Annotated in this window: 20 protein-coding genes; 12 read left to right on the top strand and 8 right to left on the bottom strand. The window is 63.3% G+C overall.

From position 1 onward, the window contains the following. Positions 1 to 29 precede the first annotated feature (29 nt). From IEY38_RS10800 to IEY38_RS10780, 5 genes are all read left to right on the top strand, one after another. A complete protein-coding gene (locus tag IEY38_RS10800; protein ID WP_188977708.1) occupies positions 30 to 464 on the top strand; it encodes a DUF4212 domain-containing protein in 435 nt (144 codons plus the stop codon). Then, positions 461 to 2131, top strand: a complete 1671-nt coding sequence (locus IEY38_RS10795; RefSeq protein WP_188977706.1) for a sodium:solute symporter family transporter — start codon at positions 461 to 463, stop codon at positions 2129 to 2131. The genes IEY38_RS10800 and IEY38_RS10795 overlap by 4 nt, the downstream gene beginning before the upstream one ends. Positions 2132 to 2135: 4 nt before the next feature. Next, positions 2136 to 2609 (top strand): universal stress protein, encoded by a 474-nt coding sequence (locus tag IEY38_RS10790; protein WP_188977704.1) that lies wholly within the window; start codon positions 2136 to 2138, stop codon positions 2607 to 2609. A gap of 52 nt (positions 2610 to 2661) precedes the next feature. Beyond that, positions 2662 to 2877: a hypothetical protein gene (locus IEY38_RS10785; protein WP_170097564.1), complete on the top strand. Its 216-nt coding sequence runs from the start codon at positions 2662 to 2664 to the stop codon at positions 2875 to 2877. 214 nt (positions 2878 to 3091) lie between these two features. Continuing rightward, positions 3092 to 3316 (top strand): hypothetical protein, encoded by a 225-nt coding sequence (locus tag IEY38_RS10780; protein WP_005536137.1) that lies wholly within the window; start codon positions 3092 to 3094, stop codon positions 3314 to 3316. A 256-nt stretch (positions 3317 to 3572) separates the two neighbouring features. On the opposite strand, the gene IEY38_RS10775 is transcribed toward IEY38_RS10780, so the two are convergent. Beyond that, the gene (locus IEY38_RS10775) at positions 3573 to 4439 is read right to left on the bottom strand and encodes a CheF family chemotaxis protein (RefSeq protein ID WP_188977702.1); all 867 of its coding nucleotides are present in this window, start codon (positions 4437 to 4439) and stop codon (positions 3573 to 3575) included. A 55-nt stretch (positions 4440 to 4494) separates the two neighbouring features. Continuing rightward, on the bottom strand, positions 4495 to 5307 hold the full coding sequence (locus IEY38_RS10770) for an undecaprenyl-diphosphate phosphatase (protein ID WP_188977700.1): 813 nt from the start codon (positions 5305 to 5307) through the stop codon (positions 4495 to 4497). An 89-nt stretch (positions 5308 to 5396) separates the two neighbouring features. On the opposite strand from IEY38_RS10770, the gene IEY38_RS10765 reads away from it, so the two are divergent. From IEY38_RS10765 to rnhB, 3 genes are all read left to right on the top strand, one after another. Further along, complete coding sequence (locus IEY38_RS10765; protein WP_188977698.1) at positions 5397 to 6506, top strand: mechanosensitive ion channel family protein; 1110 nt, start codon at positions 5397 to 5399, stop codon at positions 6504 to 6506. 66 nt (positions 6507 to 6572) lie between these two features. Next, on the top strand, positions 6573 to 7850 hold the full coding sequence (locus IEY38_RS10760) for a tRNA pseudouridine(54/55) synthase Pus10 (protein ID WP_188977696.1): 1278 nt from the start codon (positions 6573 to 6575) through the stop codon (positions 7848 to 7850). A gap of 58 nt (positions 7851 to 7908) precedes the next feature. Beyond that, positions 7909 to 8544, top strand: a complete 636-nt coding sequence (gene rnhB, locus IEY38_RS10755; RefSeq protein WP_188977694.1) for a ribonuclease HII — start codon at positions 7909 to 7911, stop codon at positions 8542 to 8544. A gap of 145 nt (positions 8545 to 8689) precedes the next feature. Here the strand turns inward: rnhB and IEY38_RS10750 are convergent, their stop codons facing one another. Both IEY38_RS10750 and secF read right to left on the bottom strand, forming a co-directional pair. Further along, complete coding sequence (locus IEY38_RS10750; protein ID WP_188977692.1) at positions 8690 to 10309, bottom strand: preprotein translocase subunit SecD; 1620 nt, start codon at positions 10307 to 10309, stop codon at positions 8690 to 8692. Then, positions 10306 to 11193, bottom strand: a complete 888-nt coding sequence (gene secF / locus IEY38_RS10745; protein WP_188977690.1) for a protein translocase subunit SecF — start codon at positions 11191 to 11193, stop codon at positions 10306 to 10308. Before secF ends, IEY38_RS10750 begins: the two co-directional genes overlap by 4 nt. Positions 11194 to 11293: 100 nt before the next feature. On the opposite strand from secF, the gene IEY38_RS10740 reads away from it, so the two are divergent. Then, positions 11294 to 11608 (top strand): hypothetical protein, encoded by a 315-nt coding sequence (locus tag IEY38_RS10740; protein WP_005536152.1) that lies wholly within the window; start codon positions 11294 to 11296, stop codon positions 11606 to 11608. A 23-nt stretch (positions 11609 to 11631) separates the two neighbouring features. Here the strand turns inward: IEY38_RS10740 and IEY38_RS10735 are convergent, their stop codons facing one another. Continuing rightward, a complete protein-coding gene (locus tag IEY38_RS10735) occupies positions 11632 to 12099 on the bottom strand; it encodes a DUF5812 family protein (protein WP_188977688.1) in 468 nt (155 codons plus the stop codon). 95 nt (positions 12100 to 12194) lie between these two features. After that, positions 12195 to 12737 (bottom strand): hypothetical protein, encoded by a 543-nt coding sequence (locus IEY38_RS10730; protein WP_188977686.1) that lies wholly within the window; start codon positions 12735 to 12737, stop codon positions 12195 to 12197. A 126-nt stretch (positions 12738 to 12863) separates the two neighbouring features. Between IEY38_RS10730 and IEY38_RS10725 the strand changes: the two genes are divergently transcribed. The 3 genes from IEY38_RS10725 to IEY38_RS10715 are packed head-to-tail and all read left to right on the top strand — an operon-like array spanning position 12864 to position 15543. Continuing rightward, entirely contained in the window at positions 12864 to 14174 is a 1311-nt protein-coding gene (locus IEY38_RS10725; RefSeq protein WP_188977684.1) for a glucose-6-phosphate isomerase, read from the top strand. Between the two features lie 23 nt (positions 14175 to 14197). Then, a complete protein-coding gene (locus IEY38_RS10720; RefSeq protein WP_188977682.1) occupies positions 14198 to 15340 on the top strand; it encodes a CPBP family intramembrane glutamic endopeptidase in 1143 nt (380 codons plus the stop codon). A 56-nt stretch (positions 15341 to 15396) separates the two neighbouring features. Further along, positions 15397 to 15543, top strand: a complete 147-nt coding sequence (locus tag IEY38_RS10715) for a CopG family transcriptional regulator (RefSeq protein ID WP_188977680.1) — start codon at positions 15397 to 15399, stop codon at positions 15541 to 15543. Here the strand turns inward: IEY38_RS10715 and IEY38_RS10710 are convergent. Both IEY38_RS10710 and IEY38_RS10705 read right to left on the bottom strand, forming a co-directional pair. Further along, entirely contained in the window at positions 15540 to 15998 is a 459-nt protein-coding gene (locus IEY38_RS10710; protein ID WP_004518436.1) for an NOB1 family endonuclease, read from the bottom strand. The two genes, IEY38_RS10715 and IEY38_RS10710, sit on opposite strands and share 4 nt — an antisense overlap. Beyond that, positions 15999 to 16238, bottom strand: a complete 240-nt coding sequence (locus tag IEY38_RS10705; RefSeq protein WP_004518435.1) for a PRC-barrel domain-containing protein — start codon at positions 16236 to 16238, stop codon at positions 15999 to 16001. Positions 16239 to 16283 lie beyond the last annotated feature (45 nt).

Here is a 16283-nt window from a genome sequence, read left to right as displayed (position 1 = left end):
AGCACCACGAATTTTCAACCTATCAACCCATGTCAAGAGACACGCCTGTGGACCGAGAAGAGTCAACTATCCAACCAGAAAGTGGCGCTGACGACGACCACGACGACATCGACTACCTCGACAGGGAAGTGAACCTGCTACGGCCGAGCACGCCGTTTATGCGGGACCACCTGAAGATCATCTGGAGTAGTTTCCTGCTCTGGGCGCTGGTCGTGTTCGGCCCGGTGACGCTGACCGCACTCGCGCCGGAGATGATGACCGTGCAGACGCCCCTGTTCGGTTTTCCGCTGCACTATTTCCTCGTCTCGTTCGGTGCACCCACGGGCGCGCTCATTCTGGCGGTCGTCTACACGCGCTACCGGGACCGGCTCGACCAGAAGTACGGCATCGATTCCGAGTCCGTCGAAAACACGGCTCCCGAGGCGGGCGAGCCAGCAGCCACTGACGGAGGTGTCGAGCAGTGACAGTCCCGCTACAGGCCGATGCGCTCGACATCTCGTTCAAGCTCGTCCCGGCGATCATCGTCTTCCTGATGATGGCGTCGTTCCTCGTCATCGGCTACGTGTTCAAGGTGGCCGACACCGAGGGGATGTGGGTCGCGGGCCGCGGCATCGGCAACATCGAGAACGGGATGGCCATCGGCGCGAACTGGATGTCCGCGGCTTCGTATCTGGGACTCGCCGGGCTGGTCGCGCTCTCTGGCTTCTACGGGCTGGCGTTCATCGTCGGCTGGACGACCGGCTACTTCGTCCTGCTCATCTTCCTAGCGGCGCAGATGCGGCGGTTCGGAAAGTACACCGCGCCGGACTTCGTGGGTGACCGGTTCAACTCACCGACTGCCCGCGCGCTGGCCGCGTTCACCACGCTGCTCATCGCGTACGTCTACTCCGTCGGGCAGGCCCGCGGCATGGGACTGGTCGGGCAGTACGTCTTCGGGCTCGACATCATTCCGATGATCGTCGTGATGATGACGATCACCGTCGGCTACCTCGCGCTCTCGGGGATGTTGGGCGCGACCAAGAACATGGCCGTCCAGTACACGATCCTCATCGTCGCGTTCCTCGCGGGCGTGTACGTCGTCGGCTTCTCGCAGGGATACTCGACGGTTCTCCCGCAGATCGAGTACGGCGCGCTGATCGCCGACCTCGGCCGCGAGTTCTCTGCGCCGTTCGTGAACCAGCCGTTCTACCTCTGGATCGCGACGGCGTTCTCGCTCATTGTCGGGACCTGTGGCCTCCCGCACGTCCTCGTCCGATTCTACACGGTCAGAAGTGAGCGCGTCGCTCGCTGGTCCTGCGTATGGGGGCTGTTATTCATTCTCCTGCTCTACTGGGCGTCGCCCGCGATGGCGGCCTTCGGCGTCGACCTCTTCCAAGCGACGACGGGCGCGAGCGCCTACGCCGCGGAAGGCGGCATGTCCGGCGCTGAAGGTGACGTGATCGTCGTGCTCGCCGCACAGTTCGCCAACCTCCCGACGTGGTTCGTCGGCCTCGTGGCGGCCGGTGCGATGGCCGCGGCTATCGCGACGACGGCTGGCCTGTTCATCACAGCCTCCTCCGCGGTCGCACACGACATCTACACCGAGCTAATTAATCCCGATGCGACCCAGCGACAGCAGGTGCTCATCGGTCGCGGGACGATTATTGGCATGGGCGCGCTGGTGACGGTGACCGCGTTCAATCCACCAGCGCTCATCGGCGAGCTGGTCGCCTACGCGTTCTCGCTGGCTGGCGTCGTCCTGTTCCCGATGTTCTTCCTCGGCCTCTGGTGGGAGAACACGAACCGCCAGGGCGCACTGGCCGGGATGGTGCTCGGTCTGCTCATCTGGATCACCTCGATTATCAACAGCGTCCTGCCGAACTACATCGGCGCGCTCGGCACAGCCGCTGGAGAGAGCGGCGCGCTCGTTCCGATATACGCCCAGTACGTCCCACCAATCGGCGCTGCGCTGATCGGGACGCCGCTCGTGTTCATCGTGACCATCGCCGTCTCGCTGGCGACGCCGGAGCCGCCGCTGGAGACGAAGAAAATGGTTCGACAGTGTCACAGCCCCGAACCGATGGGACAGCAGGAAACCGCCGCAGACGTCGTCGGCGACAACACCGGCGGCGGCACCCCCGCGGACGACTAAACCAATGTACGACAACATCCTCGTTCCGACCGACGGCAGCGAAACCGCCGAAAACGCGGTCGATCAGGCAGTCGATCTCGCCTCGAAGTACGGCGCGACGGTCCACGCGCTGTACGTCGTCGACGTCGACGCCACCAGCTACTCGCTGGGGACAGAGCAGGTCGACCGTATCCGACAGGGGAACTTGGAGGAGATGACAGAGGTCAAATCCGACGCAGACGAAGCCACCGGCTACGTCCGCGACCGCGCCGCCGAGCACGGCGTCGACGTGGAAGAACACATCACTGCTGGCGAACCGGCCCGCGCCATCCGAAAGTTCGTCGAGGACAACGACATCGACCTCGTCGTGATGGGGTCCCACGGCCGCTCGGGCCTCAAACGTGTCATCCTCGGTAGCGTCACGGAGAAGGTGCTGCGCCGGACGCGACTGCCGGTGCTCGTCGTCGACGTCCACGGCGAGACGGATATCGAAGCGTGAATAGCATGGGACAGAACCGACTACGACCGCCATGGATGGTGCGAGGGGACCGATGAGCGTCGTCGACACCCTCCGCGACCACGTGCGCGACCACAAACGGGGTATGTTCGTCGACCTCGTGTTCGCTATCGCCTGGGTGACTGCGGTGAGCGTCATCTTCGATTTGCTATCGGCTCCACAGTGGGCTTACTACCTGACGCTCGCCGCCGGCGTCGTCGCGTACTACGGCTTCTTCTGGTCGCTTGAGGTGGCGATGGAACAGCAGTAGTCCACCCTCCGTTTTTCACGATTGCGACTGATTCACAGTCAGTTCACGACTCCCATGTGAAATATATTCAGACAGTGGCCGAACCACCGCTGTACCCGTGCTATCCAAGCATCCCTCCATTCTCAAGCCCGGCGAATTTCCGCCCTGCCGGTAGTAATAATACCATGTAGGTGAATTGACTTCTTCGACGGCAGCAGTCGCTGTTGAGTCAGCAATGATATACGAAAGTTCGACGGGAGAGTACTACAGTGGTCTCGACATCTGGATGCGCTTCGAGTCGGGGTTCTGGGAGCCACACGATTGGAGTCAAGCGACAGGACAGGAGTGGGTACAGACCGAGGCGGGTGAAGTCCTCACGCTGACGCCAGTTCCGGAGTCAGAACTCCCGGATGGGGTGTCAGTGACGGAGGCTGAGGACGTCGAGTACCTGCCCGAGTAACGGCGGCGAGACGGGAGCGGCCCGCGAGTCCGTCGAGCCGTGGGGCGCGGCAGGCGAACTGCTATTGTGGCTCACACTGGGCGCGCCGTTCGGCGAGGCTGTCCTACGACTCCGACTCGGGACTGGTCCCCGCATGATTTTCCGGAGCGGAGCCGAAGGCAGTCGTTCAGCGGTGCGTAGCGCCGTACTATGGCTCACGGGTCGCTAACGCTCCCCGTTCGCTATCCAAGGGCCGCTCACTACGTTCGCGCCCCCTCTACTTCTCACTCATCGCTTCACTCGCCATATTCCGCCCCTGCGCGTTCAGCGCGACTTCGGTCCGAACCCGGACCTCGTCAACCGCACCAATCTCAAGCAGTTTCTGATAGATTTCCTCGACCTCGTCAGGCGTGGTTCCGACGAAATCAGACATTTCAAACGGAGAGACGCCGGAGTACAGCGCCATCAACACCTGGCTCTCCATCTCTGAGAGTTCGTAATCGTCCTCGCGGTCCTCAATAACGCGGGTAAACAGCGTCTTCAGCGCCCGCGTGTGGTGGTCCATCCCCGAAATGTGGGTTTCGACGCTACGGTCCTGGTCGTCAGTGTGTTCGACCTCAATGACCTCCCGCTCCTGACCCATCACCGTACTAGTCCCGGTTTCGATAGTGCCGACATCCTCGATTTCGAAGGACATACTCTTGCCGCCGGGGAACTGGAGGCGGATGATGTCGTCGTCCAGTTGAAACCGCGCTTTGCTCCACTCGGCGTCCTCCTGAACGACACCGCCGACGACCGCTTGCTGTCGCGCGAGAATGACCTCGCCCTGCAGCGTCGCGCGAACGTACTCCGTCTCGAAGTCGTCCAGATTCGGCGTATCGACGAGAAGGACGTTATTGCCCACCTCCAGCGCAGTTGCGCCGCCAGTTCCACCGTCGGGAACCAGATCGTCGGGGTTCGACGGGAGGGTGATGTTTGAGTGCGGAATGGGCTGTTTCGAGCCGTTCGTCGCCAGAATGAGTCGCTTGTTGGTGACGATAAGTCGACAGGAGCGCCACTTCGGGTCGGTCACCGTGTCGCCGTCGCGGACGACGTACTGGAAGTCCCCCGACGTGTCGACTAGCTTGCGTTCGTCACCACTCATAGCCGCTGATATTAGAGATTTGACGCCGAAGGGTAAATAAGTTCCAGCACCGCTCTCACAGCGCGACAAGCAACCCACCGATGACGCCGAGACCGCCGAACACTGTACAGACCGCCCAGAACGGGACCTGCCGCACCAGTCGGACCAGCGCGTCGACGGTGAGGTAGCCGACGACAGCGCTCACGACGAGCGCGACGACAGCTGGCAGCGGGTCGATTGCGGGGACGCCGTCGTCGACGAGAACCAGTGCGTTGGCAGCGAGCGCAGCCGGAATCGACAGCAGAAACGAGAGCCGAAGCGACGACTCGCCCTCGTGGCCCCGGAGCAACAGCGCGCTTACCGTCGTCCCGGACCGGGAGACGCCAGGGAGGATGGCCAGTCCCTGCAACACGCCGACCAGAACGGCGTCGAGCCCGTCCGGAACCTCACGCTCGCCCAGTGACAGCGCCGCGGCGAAGCGCTGGAGGAGGCCGGTGATGACGAGCAGGCCGCCGACCAGCGCCAGAAAGAGACCACCCTCAAGCTCCGAAACGGCCGCGTCGAGAGCTAGATACGCGGGGAGGCCGGTGACGGCGGTCGCCGCCGTCGCGATGACGATAAACGAGAGATCCGCCGTCTCGTCGGCGAACGGCCGGCGAGAGAGTTCCCGGATCGAATGGAGGATAGTTCGGACCTCGGTGCGGTAGTAGGCCGTGGCCGCAACTGCCGTTCCGGCGTGGAGAAAGAGTGCGAGGCGGGTCGCAGCGGCGGGTGAGACGCCTGTGACCACCGTCGACGCGAGGGCAACGCCGCCCTCACTGGAGACTGGAATCCACTCCAGCACCCCTTGCAGCAGGCCCAGCAGAATAGCGACGAGAATCGGGTTCATACCCACGGAGCGGACGCCGCGGGACAAAGGCCGTTCGGTTCGGGCCGTCGACGTGGCAGTATATATAGCCCCGGTGTCCAAGCGGGGGTATGCAACTGGGAAGCGAGGTGGTAGACCTGCTGTCAGGACTGCCAGCCTGGCAGGGGTTTCTGGTGCTCGTCGGTAGCGGCGTCGCGCTCGCACTGGTCATCCGCGTCCTCGGTGACCGACTGCTCAAGCGGGTCACGCCGCACATCGAGGGCGACATCGACGACATCGTCTTCCGTGGAATTCACACCGCCGTGTACGTCACAGTCGGCCTCGGCGGTGCGTACGCCGGCGCGCAGATTTACGACATTCGCCCGGCCATCGCTGTCTCGCTGGAGGCCGGGACGCTCTCGCTGGTCGTCATCGTCTGGATGGTGACACTGCTTCGAATCGGTCGTCAGGCGTCCGCTATCGCGACAGATTCAGCATACATCGACCGCCAGATGGTCCCCATCCTCCAGAACGTCTGGAGCGCACTCATCTCGGGCGGAGGCGTCCTACTTTTGTTGATTCTGTGGGACATCGACGTGACGCCGCTGCTGGCCTCGGCGGGGATTATGGGCATCATCGTCGGGCTGGCGGCCCGGGACACACTGGCGAACTTTTTCGGCTCGCTGTCGCTGTACCTCGACGGGACATACGCAGTCGGCGATTTCGTCGTCCTCGAAACTGGCGAACGCGGCCGCGTCGAGGATATCTCCGTCCGGTCGACGGTCATCCGCACCCGCGATGACATCCTCGTCACCGTCCCGAACTCGAAACTCAACAACGCCGCCATCGTCAACGAGTCGACGCCGCGGCGCAAGCGCCGGATTCGCGTCCCCGTCGGCGTCGCCTACGGGACGGATATCGACCGGGTCGAGGAGATCCTTCTGGAACTGGCCGAAGCCGAGGACCTCGTACAGGAGCGGCCGAACCCGCGGGTCCGGTTCCGGGAGTTCGGCGACTCAGCGCTGAACTTCGAACTGCTGTGCTGGGTCAGTAATCCGGCTCTGACAGCTCGGGCGACTCACGAACTCAACAGCGCGATCTACAAGCGATTCCGGGCAGAGGATATCGATATCCCGTTCCCCCAGCGGTCGATCTCCATCTCGGCCGAGGAGATTCCGGGCGAACTGTTCGACCAATCGCCGCCGACGGGCGCGGATGACGAGACCGTTACCGGGGAGTGAGGCCGACTCTCTCCCACGACCGAGAGGTCGAAACGCAATTACGGGGGCGACGCGTCGGCTCAGGCAATGAGTATACTCGAGGACGCCCGTGCGGCGCTTGCCACCGGGCCGCTGTGTGATTCCTGTCTCGGCCGGCTCTTCGCCGACCGGAGTTTCGGGCTGGCCAACGCCGAACGGGGCCACGCCCTGCGGGTGACGCTCGCGCTCGCAGACAACGACCCCTTCGAAGAAAGCGAGGACTGCTGGGTCTGTGAAGGAGAGTGTGACCGCTTCGACTGGTGGGCCGAGCAGGCCGCAAGCGCCGTCCGCGGTTACGAGTTCGACACCTACCAGGTCGGGACGAAGGTGCCGCCGCTGCTCGAAGAGAACGACGAACTGCTCCGGGAAGACGTAGGCTTAGACCCCGACGCTGGTGAAGCGCTGAAGACCGAACTCAACCGCGAGGTCGGCAAGCGGATCGGCGACCTGACCGACGCGGAAGTGGAGTTCGGCCGTCCAGCAGTCCAGCTCACGCTCGACCTCGCAACGGACGAAGTAGAGACACACGTCAACTCGGCGTTCGTCTACGGCCGCTACCGGAAGCTCGAACGCGACATTCCCCAGACGAAGTGGCCCTGCAACGACTGCAACGGGACCGGGCTGTGGCAGGGCGAGCCCTGTGACGGCTGTGACGGCAGCGGCTACCGCTACGACGAGAGCGTCGAGCAACTGTCCGCACCCGTCGTCCGTGAAGCGATGGACGGCGAGGAAGCCGTGTTCCACGGCGCCGGCCGTGAGGACGTGGACGCACGGATGCTCGACTCCGGCCGCCCGTTCGTCATCGAGGTGATGGAGCCGCGCAAACGCGACGTGGATGCCGACGAACTCGAAGCCGACATCAACGCCTTCGCCGACGGCAAGGTCGAAGTGACGAACCTCCACCTGGCGACCCACGAGATGGTCGAGCGCGTCAAGGAACTGGACGCCTCGAAGACCTACCGGATGGACGTGGAGTTCGGCGACGCGGTCGACGCCGACGCCCTGCAGGACGCACTGGCAGAACTGGACGGGGCAACCATCCAGCAGGAGACGCCCCAGCGAGTGACCCACCGACGGGCCGATATCACCCGGACGCGGACGGTGTACGACGCCGAGGGCGAACTGACTGACGACCGCCACGCCGAACTCCGCATCCACGGCGAGGGCGGCCTGTACGTGAAGGAACTCGTCTCCAGCGACGAGGGGCGCACGGAGCCGAGTCTGGCCGGCCTGCTCGACACCGACGCCGTGGTGACCGCACTCGACGTGATCGACGTGCAGGGCGAGGACGAACCGTTTGCGACTGACGAGTATCTCAAGGAGTAGCGCGCTGGGTCACTGTCCAACCGGAAGCTGTTTTTGCGCCGCCACCGAGGAGACACCCATGCGATTCGGCGTCGACGAAGCCGGGAAAGGACCGGTATTGGGATCGATGTTCGCCGCCGCCGTTAGAGCCGACCCCGTGACCCTGCCCGATGGAGTCGGCGACTCGAAGGACATCAAGCCGGAGCGACGCGAGCGACTCGCCGAGGAAATCCGCGAGTCGGCAGACGCCGTCGGTGTCGCCGAGGTCCCGGTCGAACGCATCGACGCCGACGAGACGGACATGAACACACTGACCGTCGATGCACAGGCAACGGCGCTCTCGACGGTGGCCCGTGACGCCCTCTCGGGCACGGTCGACGCCGGCGACACCGACGCGACGCGGTTCGGTCGCCGAGTTGCAGACGCGGTCGACGCCGACGTGACCGTGACCGCGGAACACGGGGCCGACGAGACGGACACGGTGGTCGGTGCAGCCTCAATCATCGCGAAGGTGGCCCGCGACGCACACGTCGCAGAACTGGCTGCGGAGTACGGCGACGTGGGTTCGGGTTACCCCAGCGACCCGACGACGCGGGCCTTCTTGGCGGACTACGTCGATCGCCACGGCGAACTGCCCGCGTGTGCTCGCCGCTCGTGGTCGACGTGTGACGACGTGCTGGCGGCGGCGTCACAGTCGACGCTGGGCGACTTTTGAACGAGGACGACAACGAGCGTGGTGTTCTCGGAACGAACTAGTCCTGGGTAATAGGCAGAAAATAGGAACCGCCCATACTGTTGGGTGTAACTGAGACAAAGCACTCGCGGTGGCGGAGTTCGTGAAAGGCGTACAGCCGACGGCCTCAGTCCTCGTCCAACACGAGGTTTCGCAAGATGTCACCGTAGGCCGGGCGCGTCACGAGCACGCCGATGAGGACGCCGACGATCGTGATGATAGCGAACCCGGAGAGGTCGCCAAGGGGCAGAACCATCAGCGGACTCATCGCCATGATCGTCGTGGCTGCGGCCGCACCAATGACCCAGAACGCCTTGCGGAAGCGGCTCTGGAACACGCGTCCCGTCTCGACTTCCCCCTCCTGCAGGATCTCGTCGGCGATGATAATGAGGTCGTCCACCCCCGTGCCGATGACCGCGATAAACCCGGCCAGATGCGAGAGGTTCAGTGGATACTGCACGAATGCGACGAACCCGAGGAGGATGAACACCTCCGAGAGCGCGGTGGCGACCATCGGAACGACGACCTCAGCCCGTTTGTATCGCATGTAGACCACGAGACTAACTGCAAGGACTGCCAATAGTCCGGTCAACAGCGAATTCTGCTTGAACTGCTCGGCAAGTGCCGGGTCGAGCGACGATCCGGAGTCCTCGGAGAGATCAAGAGGTGCCGGAAGCTGCCCGGCCCGAAGGTTCAGTTCGATTTCGCTGGCCGTTTCAGCGGGGTTTTCCGAGCTTCCGGTTTGCATCACGTACACAGGGTCGTTGGCAAAGTCGCCGTTGGCAAAGCTCTCACCGAGACCTGGCGTTACGCCCCGGGCTGTGACAACCTCACCGTTTAACGTATGGACCAGACAGCCGGGTTCGTCGTTAGAAAGTGCAGGGCCAGCCGACTCACCAGCGGTTGTTTGCTGAATATCCGAGTGGTTGTAGTTGCCACAGGGAGCCCCGTCACCGAATCCGGCATCGACCATTCGCTGTGCGAACCCATCGGCAGCATCCGGGCTGACTGTGATGTACACTGCCCAACCAACGCCTTCCCTGTTTGCGGCTGAGATATCACTCATCTGCGAACGTTTGAGCACCTCCTCGCGGACGAAGGAGCCGTTTTCACCGCCGGGATACACAGCGTATATTTTGACCGTGCCCCGCTCGTTCAGCAGGTCGACGAGCTCTTCTCGGTCCCGGTCTGGGGCAGTAATGCTGAGGAAGTGTTGGCCACCGGGAACGTTGACTATCTGGACTGACGCACCGCTGAGCGCTGAGGTCCGGAGTTTCTCATCAACGGCCTCGACCATTTGCCGACGCGTCTCCGGAGTTACGCCGTCACGTACGTTGGTCGGCTGGTACCCGCTGTTCTCAAGTGCCGTTCGGAGTTCCTGATGAGTGACGTTCTTTGTAACGACCTCAACAGCACCCGTGCTTCGCTCAGAGGAGATAGGCCGGACCCGGACGTCAACTGTGTCAAGGTCAAGTTCGTCGGCCACTGTTTGCTCAAGTTGGGTCGAATCCGCCTGTGTCACGTTGACGTTTTCCGCAGTGATGCCAACGATAGGGGCACGAAGACGGGTCCCACCGCTGAGCTGAATGCCGTAGTTGAGGTTCGTTAGCTGCTCGGATGTGCTTCCCTGCTCAGGAGCGTCGGCACCCGTTCCCGGAGGAACACCGGGAACAAACAGTGCGATAGCACTGGTTAAGAGAAGCGCGACCAGTACAGTGACTCGCCAATTTTCGCGAAGGGTACTCATCGGTTTGCCCCCTCGTACTTGTACCAGCGAAGCAACGTAACGTTGAGTAAGTACGTATTCATTAGATCTGCCGTCAGTCCGATGACCAGTATCAGGCCGATGTCGGCCATCAGGCCAATCCCGAATATTGTGGCCGCGACCGCCATCACGATCATTGCTGCAATCGAGGTTAGCGTCATCGTCACACCGGTTCGCATCGCACGGTACGTCGATTCGTAGAACCCGCCTGAGCGTCTGAGGACATGGTTGTTCAACAGAATATCAGAGTCAACAGAATACCCGATCAGCATGAGAAATGCTGCGACGATTCCCAGTGAAAGCTTGATTCCTAGGAGATTCATTATCGCGAGCGGAATCATGATGTCCGAAAACGCCGAAATAACAATGGCGATACTCGGGACGAACGTTCGGAAGAAGGCGAAGGCGAGCAGGCTCATCCCCAAGAACGCGACCCCGACACCGATGACTGCGAGACGCTGGTTTTGACCGCCAAACAGCGGTGATGTCGTTCCGCTCCCCAGCAGCGACAGTTCTTCTGCTGACTGGACAGAGGACCGAACCGAAGACACGCTGGTCGAGTTGTCGAACGTGACGACGTACTGGTTCTTGTACGTGGAATCCGAAGTCGTCGTGATACCCTGTACTGAAACAACCGGCTCGTCAAATGTGGCTTCGATTTCCTCGTTCGTGAGCGTCGCGTTTGTCCCTACCGTTAATTCCGTCCCGCCAGTAAAGTCGATACCCCGGTCAACTGGTGCCCCGGTGACCGCCCACCAGCCGCCGATAACGGCGAGCGAGAGGACGAGCACCGCCAGCGGAACCGCCACCAGTTGGCGGTTCGAATACCGGGTGTAATCGACTTCCGGGACCTCGAACTCGAACATGACCGAACGATGTGAGACGGGCCCGAATAAGCCTTCTCAATCACTGCCGCTGACATCCGCTGTGCCGTACATCTATGACAGTCTATCACGTAGGTCTGGTATGTCAGAGCGCGCAATCAGGGTCGAACTCTCCTACCCGGCAGACCTCAGCGGGTGGGGCCGCGACAAAATCGACGGCTCGCCGTTCCGTGCGTACCTCGGGAAGACACACGACACCGCCGCGCCGGGCGACGTATGGACGGAGTTCGTCGGCGTCGGCTGCTGTGGCGACACGCTAGACTTCCCGCTCCGGGTCGAATCCGTCGACGGCGGCACAGCGGTGACCGAAGACACCGAGTTCGTGTACACCGAGCGCGAGGCGTGTGGCGTCGCTGGCGGCTGGCAGGTCCAGAGCGCCGCCGGGCCGACCGAATAGGAAGAGAGGGGTGAAAGAACGCGTCAGTCCGGCAGGTAGCGCACGCTGACGACGCCTTCTGCAGTCCGAACCTCGACACGGTCGACGCCGAGCCGAGCCGCCCGCGAGAGGGTCGCCTCGTCGTCGACGATATCCGCCGCGGCCTCGGCTGTCTCGTCTTCCGGGACCGTCAGGACGTGTATCTCGCCCTCTCCGGCGCGTTCGACCGTCGTCAGCTCGCCGGTGGCCTGTTCGGCCGCGATTTCGGTCGCCTGTGTCGTCGGCGCGAGATCGGCTGTCTCGACGGGGACCGTTCGCCGCTCGGCGACTTCGGTGACGGTGTACGTGACTTCCATCGGCGGCTCCGGTTCGACTGTCCCCTCTACTACCTCGCCGGCCTCAACGCCAGGATTGTCCGACAGTGTCAGCACCTGTGAGTCCGCGACGTTCCGAAGCGTCGCCGACGCGTCGTCGGCGTTCGTGACAAGAAATGTCCCTTCAATCGCTGTCATAGACACAGATTTGTGGCGGGCGTTCTTGCCCGTTTCGACCCGGGAACGGACTGGGGTGTCATCGCAGGGGAGCGGAGGGCCGTAGGCCTGCGGCGCTACTTCAACAGCCGGTGGGTCAGATATATCGCCAGCGTCGCGAGCAGCGGCGGGACGACGCCGGCAATCGGCGGCAGCGAGTAGAAGAACCCGACGACGACGCTCTGTGTCGGCTCGCGAAGCTCCGCCGGGGCGGAGGTCAACAGCGCGAGATATATCGATCCGATGAACACGAACGCGGAGAGGGCGAGAGCGCGGTCGTAGCCGACCGAGGACCCGGTCCGTCGATGGCGACGGGCGACAGAAAGGACGGGGGCCAGCAGCGGCGCGACCAGCAACAGTCCGATGAACAGGAAGAAGCTCCGCGAAAACGTGAACGTTCCGCCGCGGACGCTCCCGGTTTCGGCAAGTTGCGTTATCAGGCCGAAGCTGAACACGAGCGTAATCGCCACGGACAGCAACAGCGCGACCGGGACGTAGGCTTTGAACAGCAACGAGTCACTGGCCCGGAACGCGTACGGGAACGCGCCGGGGAGCCCGTTGTATGGTTCGGGCTTGTCATCGTCGGCTGTGACGGACTGCTCTGCCGTCGCGTCTGTCATACCTGTGGGTTAGGCGAGCGCGTGGTTAAGCGCGGTGTTGTCCGACCAGCGGTGACAACGGAGCCACGTCTGCTGCTTGCCGTGCCGTCCGGGAGTTGTTTGTATCCGCCCGTCGACACCCCCAGTATGCACGTCGATATCGGAGCCGCGCTTGCCAGTGCCGCCGATCCGGGCGTCGAGCGAGCGACGCTGGACGACCTAGACGAGCGGGTGGCCGCGGCCCACGACCGTATCGAGCAGGGAATGGACGACGACGAGTTCGGCTACGCGTCGCTGAACCTCCCCGAAGTAACCGACGCCGCGGTGATTCGGGATGCCGTCGCACCGGTCGCCGACGCCGAATCGGTCATCACCGTCGGCATCGGTGGTTCCGCGCTGGGGGCGAAAACCATCACAGAGGCGCTTGCCGACGAGCCGGGCAGTCACGTCGTTCTGGACAACGTCGACCCGGAGCACGTCCGGCGGACGCTCGATGGCCTCTCGCTCGCCGACACCGCGATCAACGTCGTCTCTCGTTCGGGGACGACGGCGGAGACGCTGGCGAACTTCCTCGTCGTCCGCGAGGCCTACGAGAACCGCGGCGTCGACTGGACCGAGCGCATCGTCGTCACGACGGGCGAATCCGGCCCGCTCCGGGCGCTCGCTGACCAGCACGACCTGCCGACGCTGCCGGTCCCCGAGGGCGTCCCGGGCCGGTTCAGCGCGCTGTCGGCGGTCGGGCTCGTCCCACCGGCAATTCTTGACATCGACATCGAGGGCCTACTTGCCGGAGGCCGAAAAGCAGCTGACGACCTCGCACCGTCGCTGTACGACTCGCCGGCCTACGCCTACGGCGCGATGACCTACGCACTCGAAGAAGCGGGCGCGACAGTCAACGCCGTCATGCCCTATGCCGAGCGACTGGAGTCCTTCGGCGAGTGGTTCGCACAGCTCTGGGCCGAGAGTCTGGGTAAGGACGGGAGAGGCCAGACGCCGGCGCGGGCGCTGGGCGCGACCGATCAGCACTCACAGCTCCAGCTGTACCGCGCTGGCCACCGCGACAAAGTCGTCACGTTCGTTCGGCCGCGGGAGCGCGCCGACGTGGCGATTCCCAACCCGGACCACGAGGACCTGTCGTATCTCGCCGGAACCGACCTCGGCGGCCTTATCGACGCCGAGTACGAGGCGACAGTGGCGAGCCTGCCGGCTGCTGAGCGGCCCGCGCTGGAAGTCGAAATCGACCGCCTCGACGCCGAAAGCGTCGGCGAACTGCTGTACGCGATGGAAGCCGCCTGTGTCCTTGTCGGCGAACTCGCGGACGTGGAGACGTTCACTCAGCCGGCCGTCGAGTGGGGCAAAAACGCCACGCGGGCGCTCATCCGCGGCGAGGCGACCGACGAGACGGCGGTCATCGATGAGCGTGAGCGACTGCGGATCGGCGAAACGGAGTCCCTTTAGGCCGGCGCAACGGACTGCCGATAATGGACGACACTGCCGCGAACTGGGGTGTGCTCGCCGCTGGCCTCGGTCTCGTCGTACTCGTCGCCACAGAAACTGGCGTCGTCGGCTGGATGACACCGCCGACGACTGTCGGCCCGATCACCGCCCGACAGGTCGCCGCCGGCGGATTCGTCGTCGCCGCGCTCGCTTTCTCACTTGTCCGTCACGGCGCACTTGACCGTAGACAGGCAGGGCTGGGCGCGACAGGCGCGGCCGTCATCGCAGCGCTCGCGACGCTCGTCGCCTTCTTCGGGCCGGAGTTCCGTACTGGCGTCGAGGCGACCGTCGGCATCGCGGTCTATCTCACGGTGCTGGCCGGAGGTGTGACGATTGCGCTGGGCTGGGCGCTGGTGACCGACGTGCCGAACGACCGGCTGTACACGGTTGCCAGAGCGCTCTCGGTCGCAACAGGGATCGGGCTGGCCGGCTTCCTCGTGGGCACGGTGTTCGCCCAGTTCGTCGTTCTCGGGGTCGCGGCGGGAGGGCTGGTCAGCGCCGCGGCGCTGGAAGGTGGGACTGTCACCGGCCCCGCGTACGTTACGCTCACTATCGGCATCGGCGTCGGCTTCGTCGGTTTCGGGGCGGCCGTCGCCAGCCGGCTGGACCGGACCTGGACCGATCTGGACCTGCGGCGACCCAGCCTCCGTGACATCGGCTACAGCGTTGGCGGCGTCGTCGTCCTCATGGTCGCGCTGTTTGGCTTCAGTTACCTCATTCAGGCACTCGGGCTGGAAGCCGCGCGAAGCAGCGTCGAGGAACTGGCCCGCGAGGACCCGTCGTTCCTGCTCGTGATGATCCCGCTGGCGTTTCTCACTATCGCGCCGAGCGAGGAGTTTATCTACCGAAACCTCATCCAGAAGTACCTCTACGATGATTTCAGTGGTCTTCAGGCGATTATACTCACCAGTGCCGTTTTCGGCGTCGTTCACTTCGGACAGTACAGCACCGGGACGCCGACACAGACTGTCCTCTCATTGCTGCTGGTGTTCGTCCTCTCGACGCTGCTGGGCCTGAGCTATCTCAAGACCGAGAACCTGCTCGTGCCGATCTTCATCCACGGCGCGTTCAACGCCATCCAGTTTCTCACATTGTACATCGAGATTACAGGAAATGCGGCGATTTGAGCCGTCTGACTGCTGTCTGACGGGTATTTATGCAAACGACTGTTGTAGGCGATGGCATGGCTCGGCGGTTCACCATCGTCTGTGATGACGAGCAAGCGCGGATTATCGAAACGCTTGCGCGTCGCTACGGCATCACAGAGGAAGAAGTGCTGTCGCAGCTGGTCGACCTCGGGCTCGAAGCCCGGGACGAACAGACCGTCTAAGCCGGGTTCTTTCGCGAGAGTGAGCTACCACAGATGGGACAGCGGTCGCGGTTCTCGTCGAACTCGCGGCCACAGCCGGCACACTGGAACAGCCACTCGCGCTGTTCGGAGATCCCCTCACGGGCGATGACTTCAACCGCCACGTCGAGTTTCTCCGCGACGTTTTGCATCGCGTAATCGTCTGTGACGAGACGGCTGTCGAGTTCGAACGCGGCCGCGATCAGCCGGATGTCAGTTTCTGAGAGCTCCGCGAGGTCACCAGTTTCGCTGGCGGCGCGCTCGATGCGTTCGACGGTGTTGTCCTCGGGAATGTGAAGGTGCATCCCCGAGCCTTCGAGGGCGTCGAAGCGATAGGCGGCCTCGTCTTCCAGTTCCTCTCTGACGAGTGGAATCGTCGCTATCTGCTCGTCGGTGTGATACTCGTTGATAAATGCCGAGGAGTCAAGAACGTACATCTAGCGTTTGACAATCATGTGGTCTTTCACCGCCTTGACCCGTTCAACCGGGACAAGCAGGCGGCCCTGGTCACTGTACTCGAAGTTCGTGTTGCGGAGCGACTCCGCGGGGTCGATGACGAGGTTGTGCAGCGCGCCCGAGGAGAAGTCCATCGTGATGTTGTAGAGACTGCCGATCTCAGCGCCGTCAGTCCCCATCACGTCTTTGCCCGACAGGTTTTCCGCAAGTATCGCGGCCATACCCCCTTGTTCCGAACGAGGTTACATAAACGCCACGGGGATGTT

The sequence above is a fragment of the Haloarcula sebkhae genome (assembly GCF_014647415.1).
Lineage (GTDB): Archaea > Halobacteriota > Halobacteria > Halobacteriales > Haloarculaceae > Haloarcula > Haloarcula sebkhae.
Note: the sequence above shows the minus strand (reverse complement) of the source record. Positions and strands in the feature narration are given on the sequence as shown.

Coding starts and splice junctions, on each gene's coding strand:
- IEY38_RS10770 (WP_188977700.1), bottom strand. CDS start 5,307: ATGAACCCGATTCTCGTCGCTATTCTGCTGGGCCTGCTGCAAGGGGTG.
- IEY38_RS10760 (WP_188977696.1), top strand. CDS start 6,573: ATGAGTATACTCGAGGACGCCCGTGCGGCGCTTGCCACCGGGCCGCTG.
- rnhB (WP_188977694.1), top strand. CDS start 7,909: ATGCGATTCGGCGTCGACGAAGCCGGGAAAGGACCGGTATTGGGATCG.
- secF (WP_188977690.1), bottom strand. CDS start 11,193: ATGTTCGAGTTCGAGGTCCCGGAAGTCGATTACACCCGGTATTCGAAC.
- IEY38_RS10800 (WP_188977708.1), top strand. CDS start 30: ATGTCAAGAGACACGCCTGTGGACCGAGAAGAGTCAACTATCCAACCA.
- IEY38_RS10790 (WP_188977704.1), top strand. CDS start 2,136: ATGTACGACAACATCCTCGTTCCGACCGACGGCAGCGAAACCGCCGAA.
- IEY38_RS10705 (WP_004518435.1), bottom strand. CDS start 16,238: ATGGCCGCGATACTTGCGGAAAACCTGTCGGGCAAAGACGTGATGGGG.
- IEY38_RS10720 (WP_188977682.1), top strand. CDS start 14,198: ATGGACGACACTGCCGCGAACTGGGGTGTGCTCGCCGCTGGCCTCGGT.
- IEY38_RS10775 (WP_188977702.1), bottom strand. CDS start 4,439: ATGAGTGGTGACGAACGCAAGCTAGTCGACACGTCGGGGGACTTCCAG.
- IEY38_RS10765 (WP_188977698.1), top strand. CDS start 5,397: ATGCAACTGGGAAGCGAGGTGGTAGACCTGCTGTCAGGACTGCCAGCC.
- IEY38_RS10730 (WP_188977686.1), bottom strand. CDS start 12,737: ATGACAGACGCGACGGCAGAGCAGTCCGTCACAGCCGACGATGACAAG.
- IEY38_RS10710 (WP_004518436.1), bottom strand. CDS start 15,998: ATGTACGTTCTTGACTCCTCGGCATTTATCAACGAGTATCACACCGAC.
- IEY38_RS10735 (WP_188977688.1), bottom strand. CDS start 12,099: ATGACAGCGATTGAAGGGACATTTCTTGTCACGAACGCCGACGACGCG.
- IEY38_RS10750 (WP_188977692.1), bottom strand. CDS start 10,309: ATGAGTACCCTTCGCGAAAATTGGCGAGTCACTGTACTGGTCGCGCTT.
- IEY38_RS10780 (WP_005536137.1), top strand. CDS start 3,092: ATGATATACGAAAGTTCGACGGGAGAGTACTACAGTGGTCTCGACATC.
- IEY38_RS10740 (WP_005536152.1), top strand. CDS start 11,294: ATGTCAGAGCGCGCAATCAGGGTCGAACTCTCCTACCCGGCAGACCTC.
- IEY38_RS10785 (WP_170097564.1), top strand. CDS start 2,662: ATGAGCGTCGTCGACACCCTCCGCGACCACGTGCGCGACCACAAACGG.
- IEY38_RS10725 (WP_188977684.1), top strand. CDS start 12,864: ATGCACGTCGATATCGGAGCCGCGCTTGCCAGTGCCGCCGATCCGGGC.
- IEY38_RS10715 (WP_188977680.1), top strand. CDS start 15,397: ATGGCTCGGCGGTTCACCATCGTCTGTGATGACGAGCAAGCGCGGATT.